This is a genomic window from Salinicola acroporae (assembly GCF_003206615.1).
GTDB lineage: Bacteria > Pseudomonadota > Gammaproteobacteria > Pseudomonadales > Halomonadaceae > Salinicola > Salinicola acroporae.
Genome location: NZ_PZJW01000003.1, coordinates 226,026 through 241,623, shown reverse-complemented (window position 1 = coordinate 241,623; position 15,598 = coordinate 226,026). Strand labels below are relative to the sequence as shown.

The 15,598-nt window shown below is 65.5% G+C and carries 11 protein-coding genes; 1 reads left to right on the top strand and 10 read right to left on the bottom strand.

Going from position 1 to position 15,598, the window contains the following annotated elements; genetic code table 11:
* Window positions 1-85 precede the first annotated feature (85 nt).
* The 8 genes from cysZ to hexR form a co-directional block, all read right to left on the bottom strand.
* A complete protein-coding gene (gene cysZ / locus DOM54_RS05185) occupies window positions 86-814 on the bottom strand; it encodes a sulfate transporter CysZ (RefSeq protein WP_110715318.1) in 729 nt (242 codons plus the stop codon).
* 291 nt (window positions 815-1,105) lie between these two features.
* Window positions 1,106-1,840, bottom strand: a complete 735-nt coding sequence (gene phoU / locus DOM54_RS05180; RefSeq protein WP_110601770.1) for a phosphate signaling complex protein PhoU — start codon at window positions 1,838-1,840, stop codon at window positions 1,106-1,108.
* Window positions 1,841-2,011: 171 nt separating this feature from the next.
* Complete coding sequence (uvrD, locus tag DOM54_RS05175) at window positions 2,012-4,252, bottom strand: DNA helicase II (protein ID WP_110715317.1); 2,241 nt, start codon at window positions 4,250-4,252, stop codon at window positions 2,012-2,014.
* Between the two features lie 111 nt (window positions 4,253-4,363).
* Window positions 4,364-4,930, bottom strand: a complete 567-nt coding sequence (locus DOM54_RS05170) for a ZapG family protein (RefSeq protein ID WP_110715316.1) — start codon at window positions 4,928-4,930, stop codon at window positions 4,364-4,366.
* A gap of 276 nt (window positions 4,931-5,206) precedes the next feature.
* Window positions 5,207-8,464 carry an error-prone DNA polymerase gene (locus tag DOM54_RS05165; protein ID WP_110715315.1) on the bottom strand — a complete coding sequence of 1,086 codons (3,258 nt, stop codon included), beginning with the start codon at window positions 8,462-8,464 and terminating at the stop codon, window positions 5,207-5,209.
* Window positions 8,461-9,885 carry a Y-family DNA polymerase gene (locus DOM54_RS05160; protein ID WP_110715314.1) on the bottom strand — a complete coding sequence of 475 codons (1,425 nt, stop codon included), beginning with the start codon at window positions 9,883-9,885 and terminating at the stop codon, window positions 8,461-8,463. The genes DOM54_RS05165 and DOM54_RS05160 overlap by 4 nt, the downstream gene beginning before the upstream one ends.
* Window positions 9,886-9,889: 4 nt before the next feature.
* Entirely contained in the window at window positions 9,890-10,501 is a 612-nt protein-coding gene (gene imuA, locus DOM54_RS05155) for a translesion DNA synthesis-associated protein ImuA (protein WP_110715313.1), read from the bottom strand.
* Window positions 10,502-10,696: 195 nt separating this feature from the next.
* The gene (gene hexR, locus DOM54_RS05150; protein WP_110715312.1) at window positions 10,697-11,554 is read right to left on the bottom strand and encodes a transcriptional regulator HexR; all 858 of its coding nucleotides are present in this window, start codon (window positions 11,552-11,554) and stop codon (window positions 10,697-10,699) included.
* Between the two features lie 216 nt (window positions 11,555-11,770).
* Between hexR and DOM54_RS05145 the strand changes: the two genes are divergently transcribed.
* The gene (locus DOM54_RS05145; protein ID WP_110715311.1) at window positions 11,771-11,959 is read left to right on the top strand and encodes a PA3496 family putative envelope integrity protein; all 189 of its coding nucleotides are present in this window, start codon (window positions 11,771-11,773) and stop codon (window positions 11,957-11,959) included.
* Window positions 11,960-12,093: 134 nt separating this feature from the next.
* Here the strand turns inward: DOM54_RS05145 and DOM54_RS05140 are convergent, their stop codons facing one another.
* Window positions 12,094-13,437 carry a sodium-dependent transporter gene (locus DOM54_RS05140; RefSeq protein ID WP_110715310.1) on the bottom strand — a complete coding sequence of 448 codons (1,344 nt, stop codon included), beginning with the start codon at window positions 13,435-13,437 and terminating at the stop codon, window positions 12,094-12,096.
* A 333-nt stretch (window positions 13,438-13,770) separates the two neighbouring features.
* Window positions 13,771-15,594, bottom strand: a complete 1,824-nt coding sequence (locus DOM54_RS05135; protein ID WP_110715309.1) for a protein kinase domain-containing protein — start codon at window positions 15,592-15,594, stop codon at window positions 13,771-13,773.
* Window positions 15,595-15,598 lie beyond the last annotated feature (4 nt).

Below are 15,598 nucleotides of genomic sequence, written 5' to 3'. Positions count from 1 at the left end.
TGGCGTGTCCCGAGACGGCTTTCAACCCCATCCGCCATTTTTCTTGTCGATCCCGGCCCCGTCGGCGTGCGCTCGCCGCGCGCCATCAACGGGTGGCCGGCACCATGGGGCGGTAGTAGCGATCCCATAGCATGACGCCACCGGCAACGCCGCCGGGCAGCAAAATCAGGTTGAGCACCGGCACCCAGGTCGCCACCGACATGCAAGCGCCGTAGGTCAACGTCGGCCACCAGCGCCCGCGCAGCCGACGGCGCATGTCGGTGAAGCTGACCTGATTGTTGTCCATCGGGTAATCGAGATACTGGACGGCCATCATCCAGGCCGAGAACGCCGCCCACAGAAAGGGGGTGATCAGGTTCAGCCCCGGTACGAACCCCAGCAGGAACAGCACCGCCATGCGCGGCAGGATATAGCCCAGCTTGACCAGCTCCCGCCCCAGCGCATCGACGCCGGTCTTGATCCAGCCGCGCTCGTCGCTGGGCGGGCGTCCGGTGACCCGGGTTTCCACCTTTTCGGCCAGGAAGCCGTAGAACGGCGCCGCGATCAGGTTGGAGACCAGGGTGAAAGTGAAGAAGACGATCAGCGCCAGGGCGACGACCAGCAGCGGCCAGATCAGCCACTCGAGCCAGGTCAGCCAGCCCGGCACCTGGCGCATGCCGTAGTCGAGCCAGCCGCCGAAATTCTCGAAGAGATAGAAGAGCGTGCCACCATATAGCAGCAGGTTGACCACAACCGGACCGATCACGAAGCGGCGCAGCCCGGGTTCGAACACCAGGCGCGTGCCTTGGATAATCGCTTGAAGGGGGTAGATCATGCTGAATCCGTCGACCAGACAAAGTATTGCGTGATCGACACGCTAACACACTCCCTTCGGCGCGGCGTCAATCCTGATCCCGCATGCTCACCAGCCGGCGAGCGACGGGCCCCCGAGCCAGGTCTGAAAACTCCAACCCTTGCCGATACGGCGTCAACGATCGACTGGCGCGCCAAGCCGGTCCTCGCTGTCGCCGATCGCTGCGCTGCACTCCACGGGCGAGATGGAAAATGCATCGAACGCAGGGCATGGGCCCAGGATCGGCCTGCGCCCGTCGGCTTTTCAGCCAGCCTAGCGCTTGTCGCTTCGGCCCAGGGCTTCCCGATCGAGCTCGTCCACTGAGGTATGGCGGATATCGCGCCCCTTCACCAGATAGATGACGTGCTCGGCGAGGTTGTCGGCGTGATCGCCGATACGCTCGAGTGCGCGCAGTACCGTCATGACGCTGAGCACGCCGCCGATGGAGCGGGGGTCTTCCATCATGAAGGTCGCCAGCGATCGCATGGCCGTGGTGTACTCGCTATCCACCGACGCGTCTTCCTGAACCACCTTCAATGCCAGTTCGGTATCGAAGCGGGCGAAGGCGGTCAGCGAATCACGCAACATGCTGCGCACGTGTTCGCTGATGTGACGAATCTCCACGCTGCCCTGGGGGATACGCCCCGACTCGATCAGATCGATGGCATTGCGCGCGATCTTGTTGGCTTCGTCGCCCATCCGCTCGAGATCATTGGTGGCCCGGATGACCGCGATCACCAGGCGCAGATCGGAGGCTGCCGGCTGGCGACGCGCCAGAATCCGCACGCACTCTTCGTCGATCTTGAGCTGCATGTCGTTGACGCTGGTGTCGTTGTCGCGCACCCGAATCGCCAGTTGGCTGTCGCCATCCAACAGTGCATCCAGCGCTTCCTGGAGCTGCTTCTCGACCAGCCCGCCCATGGCCATCAATTGGGTCTTGATGGTCTCGAGATCCTGGTTGTACTGCTGCGAGATGTGCTGACTGTGGGTATCGCTGGTGATATCCATGCGTGACTCCGACGGCTTGTCTTGGGGGCGTTGACGTATCTGGCACGGCGACTGGGCAGTTGAGCCTGCCAGCAAGGATCTGTCTTCGATGGCCTGAACGCGACAGGCGTAGAGACACCTATGGCCGCCATCATCGCATGGAATTGTTGCAACTTCGTGACGATGACGGATTCACAGCGGGGTCAGTTTGGCGAATCCCAGTACCAGCCACTTGTCGCCCTCGCCCTCGAAGCTGACATGGACCCGCGCCCGGGCGCCCTCGCCTTCGGCATCGAGGATCACCCCTTCGCCAAACAGCGGATGGCTGACGCGCTGGCCGAGCGACAGCGATGGCAGGTCGTCGCCGCCTTCGATGCCCTGCTGGCGTGCCGGACCCACGTTGGGCCGGGAGGTCACCGGTCGCGATACCTGGCCGCGCAGGCGCACCTCCTCGAGCAGCTCCTCGGGGACTTCCCGCAAGAACCGCGACGGTCGCGCCATGGTCTCGCGCCCATGCAGGCGGCGAATCTCGGCGTAGGTGAGGTAGAGCTTGCGCATGGCACGGGTCATGCCCACGTAGCAGAGCCGACGCTCCTCCTCGAGCCGCCCTGGCTCCTCCAGCGACATCTTGTGCGGGAACAGCCCCTCTTCGATACCGGCCACGAACACCACCGGGAACTCCAGCCCCTTGGCCGAGTGCAACGTCATCATCTGGACGCAGTCCTCGAACTCGTCGGCTTCGTGATCGCCGGCATTGAGCGCCGCCTCGGCCAGGAACGGCTCCAGCGCCGCGGCGCCTTCGCCCACCTCCTGCAGGTCGATCGGGTTGGCCTGGGCGCTCTGCGAGAACGCTCGCGCCGCGTTGATCAGCTCCTCGAGGTTCTCGACCCGCGCCTGGCCTTTCTCGCCCTTCTCGCTGCGATGATGCTCGATCAGCCCGGAGACCTGAATGACATGATCGATGATCTCATAGAGCGCCATGCCGGCGGTGTCATTGTCGAGGCGCTCGATCAGCTCGGCGAAGGCGTTGATCGCGTTCCCGGCGCGGCCCTTGAGCGTGCCGTCGCTCAGGCTGTCGTGTAGTGCCTGCCACAGCGACACGCTGGTGTCGCGGGCGCGGCCACGCAGGATCTCCACCGTGCGCGTGCCGATCCCGCGGGGCGGCACGTTGATCACCCGTTCCAGCGAGGCGTCGTCCTCGCGATTGAGCAGCAGCCGCAGATAGGCCAGCGCGTTCTTGATCTCGAGCCGTTCGTAGAAGCGCTGGCCACCGTAGATGCGATACGGCACGCCGCTGCGGATCAGCGCCTCCTCGATCACCCGCGACTGGGCGTTGGAGCGGTAGAGAATCGCCATCTCGCGGCGCGCGAAGCCGTTGCGGCCCTGCTCGCCGATGGTATCGACGATGAAGCGCGCCTCGTCGAGATCGTTGAAGCCGGCATAGACCGATATCTTCTCTCCGGTCTCGCCGTCGGTCCACAGCTCCTTGCCCATGCGCCCGCTGTTCTGGCTGATCAGCGCATTGGCGGCATCCAGAATCACGCTGGTGGAGCGGTAGTTCTGCTCCAGCCGGACCGTCCGGGTATTGGCGAATTCGCTCTCGAAACGACGGATGTTCTCGACCTTGGCCCCGCGCCAGCCGTAGATCGACTGATCGTCGTCGCCGACCACGATCATGGCCGCGCGATCGGCATCGCTCCCCCCATTGCCATCAGCGCCGGCCAGCAGCTTGAGCCAGGCGTACTGCAGGGTATTGGTGTCCTGGAACTCGTCGACCAGGATATGGCCGAAGCGTTCGCGATAGTGCTTGAGCAGCGCCGGCGTATCGCGCAGCAGCTCCAGGCTGCGCAGCAGCAACTCGCCGAAGTCGACCAGTCCGCCCCGCTCGCAGGTCAGTTGATAGAGCTCGTAGAGCTCGACCATCTTGGCCATGTAGGGATCGCCGTGGGTCGCCACCTGCTGCGGGCGCAGCCCCTCCTCCTTGCAGCCGCCGATGAAATACTGCACCTGCTTGGGCGGGTAGCGCTCGTCATCGACGTTGTGATCCCGCAGCAGGCGCTTGACCAACCGCAGCTGGTCGTCGCTGTCGATGATCTGGAAATGCTGGGGCAACCGCGCGTCATGCCAGTGCGTGCGCAGCAGGCGATGGGCGATGGAGTGGAAGGTACCGACCCACATGTTGCGCAGCGACGCGCCCTGCAGCGCCTCGAGACGCGTGCGCATCTCGCGGGCCGCCTTGTTGGTGAAGGTCACCGCCAGAATCGCGTAGGGGGAGACGCCTTCCGCCTGCATCAACCAGGCGATGCGATGCACCAGAACCCGGGTCTTGCCCGAACCGGCACCGGCCAGCACCAGCATATTGCCGGGCGGCGCGGCGACGGCCTCGCGCTGGTTGGCGTTGAGGGAGTCGATTAGTGCCGAGACATCATCCATTGGGAACCGTGCGGGGCCTGCTGCTGGAAATAGAGAAGAGCGCGCCAGCTTAACATAGCCGGTGCGCTCCACCTGACATGACGCCCGCCACGGCTGAGCGGCGCGGGGCGATCAGCGCTTCTGCGACGTGGCGGCGTCTTCGGCGGCAGCACGAATCGCCGCATCCTGGGGGCGCGTGGAGGCAGACGGCGCTCCGGCACCGGTTGCCGAGGAGGAGGCGGAGGATTTCGCCGCCGCCCCGGAGGCCGTGGGAGCCGTTGCCGACGGCGTCTCCCGGGGAGCCGACGAAGCCGGCGATACCTTCTCCTTGCCGGCCTCGTCGGCAGTCGGCGTATCGGACGCCTCGTCGCCGGCAGGTCGGTCCTGAGTGATCGCCTCGGGCTTGGGCGGCGGCTCGATCACCGTCTCGTGGTGCATGTCGGCGAGCTTCTCGGCGCCCTTGGCGACGTGGTGATACATCTCGCGATAATCCTCGACCATACGGGTCATGGTCGCGGAGACCTGTTCGAAATGCTCGCGGACGTCCTCCTTGTAGGCAGTGTGTTCGCGGTTGAGTTCGCGCATCGGCTCGGTGTTGTGGCCCCCCATCTTGGTACCCAGCCAGTAACCGACCAATACGCCAACGGCGCCCACCGCCACGACGATCGCGATCCAGGGCCCTACGCCAATGCTCTCCATAAATCAGCCGCCTCTTGTGATTGAAAGACAATTCCAGTGATTGAAAGACAAATACCATCGGTTCTTGCCGCACCACGATTGAAGACAGATCGCACGGCGGGATGGTTCAATGCCTAGCCCTATCTCAGCACCTAACCATAGTTCAGCCCCGCTCGGCCAGTCGCTCGCGACTCGGCGGCCGGCGTTTCGTTTTTCGCTCATTGTGGTTAAAAGGCAGCCTGAAGCCGGTTACGTCGCTTCCGGCTCTTGCTCGTCGCTCGCAGTTCATGGTCCATGTCAATGAAAGTCGCGGCTTCGTGTACTCAACCCCTCCAGCAGGTCGGTGAGGTCGGTCAGGTGCCGGGCGATGACATGACGGACGCCCTCCTGGCTCTCCAGCTTGCCGGTCACCCGCAGCAGGCGGGATTCGAGCAGGATACGGCGATAGCGCTCGGCGAGCCGTGGCCAGACCACGACATTGATCATGCCGAACTCGTCCTCGAGGGTGAGGAAGGTGACGCCCTTGGCCGATCCCGGGCGCTGGCGCCCGACCACCAGCCCGGCGATCACCACACCGACATCGCCGGACAGATCCGCGAGGCGTTTCGAATCCACCACGCCGCCGAGGCCACGGGAGCCATCCGGGCGGCAGCGCTGGCGCAATAGCGCCAGCGGGTGCGGCCCCAGGGTAGTGCCGAGCGTGGCGTAATCCGCCTTGATGGCCTCGCCGACCTCGATGGCCGGCAGCACGAGAGGCTCCTCTTCGCTATCGACTTCGGAAAACAGCGGCAACGAAGCCTCGATCCCGGCCGCGGCCCAGCGCGCCCGATGGCGATCACCCACCAGCCCTTCCAGCGCGCCGGCATCGGCGAGCCGTGACAAGACCGCCCGCTTGACGCCGGACCTCGCCGCCAGGCGCTCGACGCTATCGCAGCCGGGCGTGTCGCGCGCCGCCAGCAGGCGTTGGCCGTCGCTCTCGGCCAAGCCCTTGATCATGTGTAGCCCGAGCCGGATCGCCAGCGCGCCGGTGTTCACGGGGGCGCTCTCGTCCACCGGCTCCAGCGTGCTCTCCCACTGGCTCTGGCGAATGTCGACCGGGCGCACCTCGACGCCGTGGCGACGGGCGTCCTGCAACACCTGATCCGGCGAATAGAAGCCCATTGGCCAGCTGTTGATCAGCGCGCAGGCGAAGATTGCCTGCTCGTGACACTTGAACCAGCAGCTGGCATAGGTGAGCAGGGCGAAGCTGGCGGCGTGGGATTCGGGAAAGCCGTAGCTGCCGAAGCCTTTGATCTGCTCGAAGATGCGCTCGGCGAACTCTCTGGCGTAGCCACGTTCCAGCATGCCGTCGACAATCCGTTGGCGATGGGGTTCGAGCCCGCCGTGGCGCTTCCAGGCGGCCATCGAACGACGCAACTGATCGGCCTCGCCAGGACTGTACCCCGCGGCCTCCACTGCCAGTGCCATCACCTGTTCCTGAAACAGCGGCACGCCCAGGGTACGCGCGAAGACCTGCTCGAACGCTTGCGAGGGGTAGGTGATCGGCTCCTCGCCGCTGCGCCGCTTGAGGTAGGGATGCACCATGTCGCCCTGGATCGGCCCGGGACGCACGATCGCCACCTCGATCACCAGATCGTAGAACTTGGCCGGCCTGAGCCGGGGCAGCATCGCCATCTGCGCGCGGGATTCGATCTGGAACACGCCCAGGGTGTCGGCGCGCTGGATCATGGCGTAGGTCTCGTTGCACTCCTTGGGAATCGTCGCCAGCGCGTAGCCGAGTCCGCGATGCCGTTGCAGCAGATCCAGGCTTCGCCGCAGCACCGTCAGCATACCCAGCGAGAGCACATCCACCTTGAGCAGCCCGACCAGGTCGAGATCGTCCTTGTCCCACTGGATCACGGTGCGCTCCGGCATGGCGGCGTTTTCCACCGGCACCAGCGTCTGCAGCGGCGCATCCGAGATCACGAATCCGCCTGGATGCTGGGAGAGATGGCGCGGAAAGCCGATGAGCGTGCCGGCCAGCACCAGCAGCCGCTGCAGCGCTGGTTCGTCAGGCTCGAACCCCTGCTCGCGCAGCCGCGCCGGATCGGGAATGTGATCGGTCCAGCGCCCGGCACAGCGGGCGAGTCGATCAATGCGCTCCGGCGCGAAACCCAGTGCCCGCCCGATATCCCGAATCGCGCCGGCGGCATGGTAATGGCTGACCACCGCGGTCAGCGCCGCCCGATGCCGTCCGTAGCGGCGGAAGACGTACTGGATCACCTCCTCCCGCCGTTCATGTTCGAAATCGACATCGATATCCGGTGGCTCGTCGCGCTCGCGGGAGATGAAACGCTCGAACAGCAGCGCCGTGCGCGACGGATCGATCTCGGTAATCCCCAGCGCGAAACAGACCGCCGAGTTGGCCGCCGAGCCGCGCCCCTGGCACAGGATGTGCTGGCGCCGCGCGAAGTCGACGATGTCGTGCACGGTCAGGAAGTAGTGCTCGTAGCCGAGCTCTTCGATCAGCGCGAGTTCGTGGTCGATCTGACCTGCCGTCTTCTCGGGCACCCCATCCGGCCATCGCCGCCGGCAGCCTTCGGCGGTCAGTTCGCGCAGCCATTCGGCCGGGGTCTTGCCGTCCGGTACCACCTCGTGGGGGTAGGTGTACTCGAGCTCACCGAGATCGAAGCGGCAGCGCGACGCCAGTGTGACGCTTTCGGCCATCAGCGCGGCGGGATAGAGCGCGGATAGCGCGTCACGCGTACGCAGATGGCGCTCGCCGTTGGGGAACAGGGTATCGCCGGCCTCGAACACGCTCTGGTGGTGGCGGATCGCGGTGAGGCAATCCTGCAGCGCCCGCCGGCCACGGGCGTGCATGTGAACGTCCCCCGTCGCCACTGCCGGAATGCCCAGCGACTCGGCCAGGGCCTGCAGCTGGGCCAGGCGCGCTGCGTTGTCGCAGCCCTGCTCGAAGCCGTAGTGCAGCTCCACCGCCAGCCACAGCCGATCGGGAAAGAGGCTGGCCAATCGCTTCCCGAGACCAGGATCCGGTATCGCACCGGGAATCCACAGCGCGAACAGCCCGTCACCGCCATCGAGTCCGTCGAGATCCGTTGCGAGCAGCCGGTACTCGCCCTTGGCAGCCCGACCGCGAACACAGGTAATCAATCCGCAGAGCGCTTCGTAACCCCGCCGGTTCTCCACCAACAGCACCAGCTTGATGCCGCACTCGGTAAGAAACTCGGCACCGACGATCAGGTCGATGCCGTACTCACGCGCCGCCTGCCAGCCGCGCACGATACCGGCCAGCGTGGCTTCGTCGGTGATCGCCAGGGCCCGATAGCCGTGCCGCGCCGCCCGCTCGAACAGTTCATCCGCAGTGGAAGCCCCGCGCTGGAAGCTGAACGCGGAAAGGCAGTGCAGCTCGGCGTAGGGGTCTCTAGAGGCGCCCGCATCCGCGCCGATTCTACAGGCACCCGCACCCGCGCCTATCGACTCACGGGCGTCCGAAGCGGCAGCGTCGGGCCGCGATAAGTTGGCAGCGTCGGGCCGCAGTGGAAAGAGATCGTTCATCCGAACCATCCGTGCAGATACCAGCCCTGCCGTCCCGGCTCGCACCAGATCCAGGCGTGGCGACCATCGACCCACTGGGCCAGATAGTAGTCGCGTCGAATGTCGTCACCGTCCCACCAGCCACTTTCTATTCGCTCCGGCCCCGCCAGCAGTTGCACCACGTCGCCATCGCAGCGCTGCGGCGCCGGCACTAGCCAGCCGGGGCGAGGCGGGCCGGCGCTGGCGTCACGCGCTCGTGGCCCGAGTCCGCTCAGCACCGCCTTCTCCGGGCGATACTCGCGATGTTCGACCAGCGGCCGGAGTGCCGACTCGCCCAATCGCGCCACCAGACGCTGGTGCAGCGCCGCCCAGGCCTGGGCCTGGCGTGCCGGTCCTTCCAGCAACTCGCGTCTTGTCGGGGCATAGTCGGAGAGCCGAGGTGCGAAGAGCGTCAAGGCCATCACCGGGCCGGCGAGGCACACGCGCTCCAGATGGGCGCGGGTCAGCTCGAGCAAAGTGTCGGCATCGCGATGTACCGACAACAGACCGACCTCGACGGTCTGCGGCGGGCCGTCCTCCAGTTCGAACGTGACCCGGAATCGCTCGACCCCGGCGTCCTGGCCGATCAGAAACAGGCTCAGTTCCTGCAGCAGACGCTTGAGCGGAAAAGCCAGGCCGGCAATGGCATGCACTGGCTGATCGAACGCGAAGGTGCGGGAAAAGCGCGGCGTCGGGCGGTGGTAATCCAGCGCCAGCGGCCACTCTCCCCGCAGTTCGCCCAGGTGACGCATCAGGCGGCCCCCGAAACGTCGGGCCAGGGCGCTGCGTGGCAGGGCGAACAGCTCGCCCAGACGCTGGAAGCCACTGCGGGTCAGGGTCTGCACGATGTCACGATCGGCATCGACGCTCGCCAGCCCGGCCCGATCGAGACGCAGGCTTGCCAACACCGACTCCAGCTCGCTCTCGTCCACCGCCAGGCCGTCATGGACATTGACCAGCACCCGCGCCGCCGCCGGGTTGGGGGCGATCACCAGTCGATGCGAAAAGCCGAGCTCGCCGAGTTCCGCGCGCAGACGCGCCTCCAGCCGTGGCCAGGGGCCGAGCAGAGCGAGACTGCTGGCGATTTCGAACACCAGCGCATGCGGATAGTGAAGGCTGACCTGGGCGCTGAAGCCATAGGCCCAGGCGGCCAGACGTCGACGCCAGCGTTCGACGGATTCGGCATCGAACGGCGCGGTTTCCAGGCCGTCACAGAGCGCTTCGGCGAAGCCCAGTGCCTGTCCGGGCCTGACGCCTTGATCGCGGGCAGCGCGATTGGCAGCACGGATGCATTGACGCGGTGGCGGTCCGTCGATCAGGGCGAACGGGGCCTCGGGATCGGGGCGGCGACGCAGCGCGCCCTCCAGCGCCAGGCGCGGGAACAGCAGGCAGACCCAACGCATGCGGTCACGTCCCGCCGCCGAAGGCGATTCGACGCGAGGACACCAAGCCGCCGCGACACTTGAGGACTTCCAGCTCGGCGTGCCGGTGCAACCGCAACCGCAGCGGTGCGGGCGATGCCTCGGCCACTTTCACCAAAGGCCGATGCACGAAGGCCAGCGTATTCCCGCTCGCCGCCGCCACCTGCAACCGGCGCATGAGACGGCTATCGGCCTGCGGCAGCCAGGCCATGACCGCCCCGCAACAGCCGGCGCGCAGACACTGCTCCGCCGCCCATAACGCCTCGCGACCCTGCACTTCGAGCCAGTGGCACTGCCCAAGCGCCACCCCCGCCTGCCGCCAAGCTGCCGGATACGGCGCCCCCGGTGGCGAGATCAGCACGATCGGCCTGCCTTGCCGTGTCATTCGCGAGAGCACGGGCCACAGCAGGGCCAGCTCGCCGTTGCCGGCGCCGCTCGACAGCAGCTCGCTGACTGCGGCCGGTGGCCAGCCACCGCCCGGCAGGAACGCATCGAGCTCGGCGTGCCCGCTGGCAATCGCCTCGCCGCGATCGCCAGCGGCACCGGTCTGGGCACGCCAGACCTGGCGGCTGTCGAGCAGGGTTTCCAGGCTGCTCATCGGCTGCCCTCCGTAGCGAAGGGTGGCAGTGGCAACCACCGGAAACAGCAGGAAGCGAGTGACGACATGGCGGTACTCGGGACGGTTGAATCGTTGCCACCAGTGTCACTCAGAACATGGATACTGTCTATATATACAGTATTCAAGGCATGAAAAAACGCCACTTCAAGTGACGTTTCCCGGAATGCGAGCGACTCAGGAGACGCTGTTGGAAACCCTCAACGACCCCAGGCTGCGCTTGATCGCCTTGAGCTGATCGCTGATCTGCGGGCCACGATTCTTGGCCACGCCCACGGCGAGCACATCGATGGTCAACAGATGCGCGATGCGCGAGGTCATGGGGATGTAGACCTCGGTGTCTTCCTGCACGTCGACCGGCAGTGTCAGGGTCACCTCGCGAGCCAATGGCGAATCGCTGGGACACAGGCCGATCACGGTAGCACCGGCCTTGACCGCCGTCTTCGCGCTGGCGATCAGCGCCCGGGTGCGTCCGGTCTGGGAGATCGCCACCACCACGTCGCCCGCCTTCAGGGTGGCGGCGGACATTGCCTGCATGTGGGGATCGGCGTAGGCCGAAGTCTGGATCTGGAGCCGGAAGAACTTGTGCTGGGCATCGGCGGCGACGATGCCCGAAGCGCCATAGCCGTAGAACTCGACCCGGTTGGCGACCGCCAGCGCGGCGATTGCCTTGCCCAGCGCCTCATTGTCGAGGCGATCGCGGACCTGTTCGAGCGTCTCGATGGTGCTGTCGAAGATGCCATGGGAGAACTCGGCCACGCTATCGCCGTCGTTCATGGTGAACTGCGCATACTGGCTGCCCTTGGCCATCATCTGCGCCAGCTTCAGCTTGAACTCCTGGAATCCGGCCATGCCCATGGCACGACAGAAGCGCACCACCGTGGGCTCGCTGACCTGCGCCTCGCTGGCCAGGTCGGTGATCCGCATCAGGATCACCTCTTCCGGATTGCGCAGCACGAAGCGCGCCACCTTCTGCTCGGAACGGCGCAAACGATCCATGTGAACGCGCAATTCGTCGAACAGCGAACGACTCATGGCTGGCCCTCGGATGGCAACATCAAGCGGTCTCGTGTCTCTGGATTTCGATCAGAAGTTCGAAGCCTAGTATGCCCGAGTCGGACTGGCGGGAATACGCCGACACGGCGCGTCGGAAGCATGAAAAAAGTGAATCGTCATTATCTTGTAAAGTTGAGTATAGTATGCATGTCGGGCGCAAACCGACAGTTCCGAGGATGCCAGGAGATTCGATCAATGAAGGACATCGAACATCTTCACACCCTGAAGAGCGAAATTCTCGATATTTTCATGACGTTGGAAGTCAACGAGCACGAGCGGCGCAAGCGCAAGGCGGCCGTGAGATACCTCAAGGCCCGGCGCGGCATCGAGCAGCGTCTGGAGAAGCGCCAGCTGGCGGAAGAGATCGCCGAGCTGCCCGAGTAGCGTCCAGTCGGCCGGAGACCGCTACCCAACGATCAGCGGCCGCCACCCTCGAGGGCAACGGCCGCTGCCTGCCTCGCCGGAATCCCCTCCGGCGCGGAAATTCCCGTCACCCCCCGAGACGTGACGGCGGTCCACTACAGGCTGTTGAAGAACACCACGATCACGCCGATCGGTGCGACATAACGCGATACGTAGTGCCATACGACCCGTCCTTTCGGCCCCAGTCCCAGCTCCCGCTTGACGTCTTCGCTATCCAGGAACCAGGCGGTGAAGACGATGGCAGCCAGTCCCGTCAGCGGCAGCATCAGCTTGCTGGTGAGGGCGTCGAGCAGGTCGAAGACGTTGAAGCCGAACGGCTGGAAGCCGGACCAGAGGTTGAACGCCAGCAGCGCGGCGATACCCAGCGTCCAGGTCGCCAGCGCGGCGACGAACGCCGAGCCGAGTCGCGACAGCGGCGTGCGCTCTTCGAGGAATTCGGTGACCGGCTCCAGCAGCGAGATCGCCGAGGTCAGCGCGGCCACCGTGAGCAGGGCGAAGAAGATCGTACCGAACACCAGCCCCCAGGGCATGTCGATGAACGCCAGCGGCAGGGTGACGAAGAGCAGGCCGGGGCCGGCACTGGGGTCGAGATTGTTGGCGAAGACCACCGGGAAGATCGCCATGCCGGCGCCAAGCGCGATCACCGTATCCAGGATCACCACGGTACGCGCGGTCTTGATCAGGTCGACCTCCTGCCCCAGGTAGGAGCCATAGGCCATCATGATCCCCATCCCCAGCGATAGCGTGAAGAAGGCGTGACCCAGCGCCGCGAGAATGACGCCGCCATTCAACTTGCTCCAGTCGGGCGAGAACATGAACTCGGCCGCCTGACCAAAGCCCGAGGTGGACATGCCGAAGCCGATCAACACGACCAGCGCCACGATCAGCAGCGGCATCAGCCACTTGGCCGCACGCTCCAGGCCACCCTTGACCCCACCGGCGACGATGCCGAAGGTCAGCAGCATGAACAGCGTGTGCCAGAACAGCAGCGTGCCCGGCTGACCCAGCAGGGTGGTGAAGTAATCACCCACGCTGACACCGCTGGACTGACCGAGGTCGCCAGTCAGCGTGCTCCAGGTGTAGTTGAGCGACCAGCCGCCGACCACGCTGTAGAACGAGAGGATCAGAAACGAGCCTAGGACGCCGGCGATTCCCACCAGCACCCAGTCCGGCGATTTCTTCGCGTCGCGGCTGACCGTCTGCATGGTGTTGATCGGGTTGGACTGGCCGCGGCGGCCGAGCAGCCACTCGGAGACCAGGATCGGCAGCCCGATCAGCGCGATACACACCAGGTAGACGAGCACGAACACGGCGCCGCCGCTGTCGCCCACCATGTAGGGGAATTTCCAGATATTGCCGAGCCCGACCGCCGAGCCGGTCGCCGCCAGGACGAAGGCCGTGCGAGAGGACCACTGCGCATGGGTGTGGGATTTGGCCATGAGTTCACCATCGACTGGATGTGTTGTTGGAAGTCCACCGGGCCGGCCGGGGCTTCTTATTTTCCGCGCGGATTATAGCGACTCGCGCATTGTTGATCCCACCCTGCGCGGGAAAAGCGATAAAAAACGGGGCAAAAGCCCGGAATCTCCTCTCTAAGCGCGCTTTTCACAACCGCTGGACGACGTGGGCTTATCCGGCGGCAGAGCGTCGCGAGGGCGCTGTGAACCCCTCCCTGGGCGCTACCTTTGCCTTCCCTGGCAAAGGACCCTCGCTTTGCCCTGCCTCCGGCGCCCATCGTCAGAGGGCTTGTAAACACCCTCTAAAGCACCGTCTCAGCGAGGATGGAAGCGCTCCGGCAGATGCGCCCGATGGGCAAAGTGCCGGGCGTTCTTGTAGGGCATCTTCATGTAGCCGGAGATCCCCAGGCCGTCGATCTGCGGCACCGCCGCCAGCAGCGTCTCCAGACAGTCGCGGAACTCCTCCTCGCGGGCCGGATCGAGCAGCCGGTAGTAGCTATGGATCTTCAGATGGGTCGGCAACGCCTCGAAGATGATCATGCCGGTGTGATGGATGGCATTGAGCCGCGACAGCGCCTCGATCATCACTGGCGGCAAACGCAGGAACTCCTCGGGATCCGGACCATCCTCGAAGTAGGAGTGCTCGCGGCTGGTATCTTCCAGCTCCGGCGTGGGGCTGACCTCGTAGGGGATCGCGCAGGCCGCGTCGGGCACGAACGGCCGGGAGGCATCGTCACGGTCGACGTGCAGGGTGCGCCGGGCGTTGAACAGGCAAGCCTTGAACACCCCGTCGCGGCGACGGATCGCCCGGGCGAGATTGACCATGTTGTTCACCGCCGCGACGAAGGCAGTCCGGAGCGACGGCTCGTTGAGGCTCAGCGTCGTGTCGAACTCGACGCCGGCGTCGCTCCAGCGCACCGCCAGTCCGCCCACCACCGGGTACTTGCCCAGCCGCCCCACCGCCACCAGGAAAGCCTTCTCGAGATCGCCCATGCCCTGCATGAAGTGCTTGTAGTAGCGATCGAGCTGGATATCGTTGACCGCGCTCAGGGTGTCGTCGCGCGCGTCATCCTGACGATGGTCATCACGCAGGAAAGCCTTGCGCGAGCTGTAGACCACCGTCTCGATCTCCTGCTCCAGCGAACGTACCCACACCGGGACCAGCGGGATCTCCGGCGATCTCGGTGGCTCACGGATGATCGTCCGGGCGATCCGCGGCATGTGCTGGAGAAAATAGTCGCCGGCCCGACGCCGCAGGCCGGGGTCCTCGCTCAGCATTGCATCCAGCACCCGGGCGAACTCGATCGGCAACCCCAGCGAGGTGGCCGGGATCGTCTCGCGACCGAAGCGGCTGGACTGCGCGGTGGCAAGCGCATAGAGGGTCGCGGCGACGCCCTGTTCGTCGAAGCGCGGCGACGACAGCGCGCCCTCGAGCTGCTCCTCGCCGATATAGTAGACATCACCCATGCGAGCGTTGGTGTGCTGCAGATCGTCGGACATCAGCGCCATCACGTTGCGCGACAGGAACTGGCCCTCGGCATCGAGCTGGGCGAAGACCGACGAGCCCCAGTCGATCAACGCGATCTGCTCGGTTCGCGCGTCGAACATCAGGTTCGAGGGTTTGATATCCCCGTGTACCACCAGACGTCCCTCGGCGGATTCGCGCCGCAGCGTGCGCAGGATATCGGCGAGCTGCGCCGCGATGGCGATGATCAGCCGCGCTGGCAGGCGGCCGTAGCGCAGCGAGTACTCCTCCAGGTTGATGCCCGGGGCGCGCTGCATCACCAGCATCGCTTGATGGCGCAGGGCGCGATAGGCGATCAGGCGGGGAACGCGGGGATGGTCCACCTGTTCGAGCATGAACGCCTCTTCCTCCAGGCGCTCATGGAACGCCTGGGGCAGGTTCTGGCGGGTGAACTTGAACACGTGGCTGGCGCCGGCGCCATCGATACCCGCGAAGACGAACCCGTAGGCGCCCTTGCCGACCAGCTCCACCTCCCGGTAGCCGACCTGGGCGAGCTGGTGGCGGCAGCGCCCGATCCACTCGCGCAGTTGCCGTGCCTGGCTCTGACTGAGCAGGTAGACCGACTGCTCCTCGGGAATATAGAACTGCTGAATTCCCGTCGGCTCGAGGCTCATGGGG

Bases quoted from the DNA above. Each gene is read 5' to 3' on its own strand.
- hexR (WP_110715312.1), bottom strand. From the start codon at position 11,554: ATGAGTCGTTCGCTGTTCGACGAATTGCGCGTTCACATGGATCGTTTG.
- DOM54_RS05145 (WP_110715311.1), top strand. From the start codon at position 11,771: ATGAAGGACATCGAACATCTTCACACCCTGAAGAGCGAAATTCTCGAT.
- cysZ (WP_110715318.1), bottom strand. From the start codon at position 814: ATGATCTACCCCCTTCAAGCGATTATCCAAGGCACGCGCCTGGTGTTC.
- uvrD (WP_110715317.1), bottom strand. From the start codon at position 4,252: ATGGATGATGTCTCGGCACTAATCGACTCCCTCAACGCCAACCAGCGC.
- DOM54_RS05140 (WP_110715310.1), bottom strand. From the start codon at position 13,437: ATGGCCAAATCCCACACCCATGCGCAGTGGTCCTCTCGCACGGCCTTC.
- DOM54_RS05170 (WP_110715316.1), bottom strand. From the start codon at position 4,930: ATGGAGAGCATTGGCGTAGGGCCCTGGATCGCGATCGTCGTGGCGGTG.
- DOM54_RS05165 (WP_110715315.1), bottom strand. From the start codon at position 8,464: ATGAACGATCTCTTTCCACTGCGGCCCGACGCTGCCAACTTATCGCGG.
- phoU (WP_110601770.1), bottom strand. From the start codon at position 1,840: ATGGATATCACCAGCGATACCCACAGTCAGCACATCTCGCAGCAGTAC.
- DOM54_RS05160 (WP_110715314.1), bottom strand. From the start codon at position 9,885: ATGCGTTGGGTCTGCCTGCTGTTCCCGCGCCTGGCGCTGGAGGGCGCG.
- imuA (WP_110715313.1), bottom strand. From the start codon at position 10,501: ATGAGCAGCCTGGAAACCCTGCTCGACAGCCGCCAGGTCTGGCGTGCC.
- DOM54_RS05135 (WP_110715309.1), bottom strand. From the start codon at position 15,594: ATGAGCCTCGAGCCGACGGGAATTCAGCAGTTCTATATTCCCGAGGAG.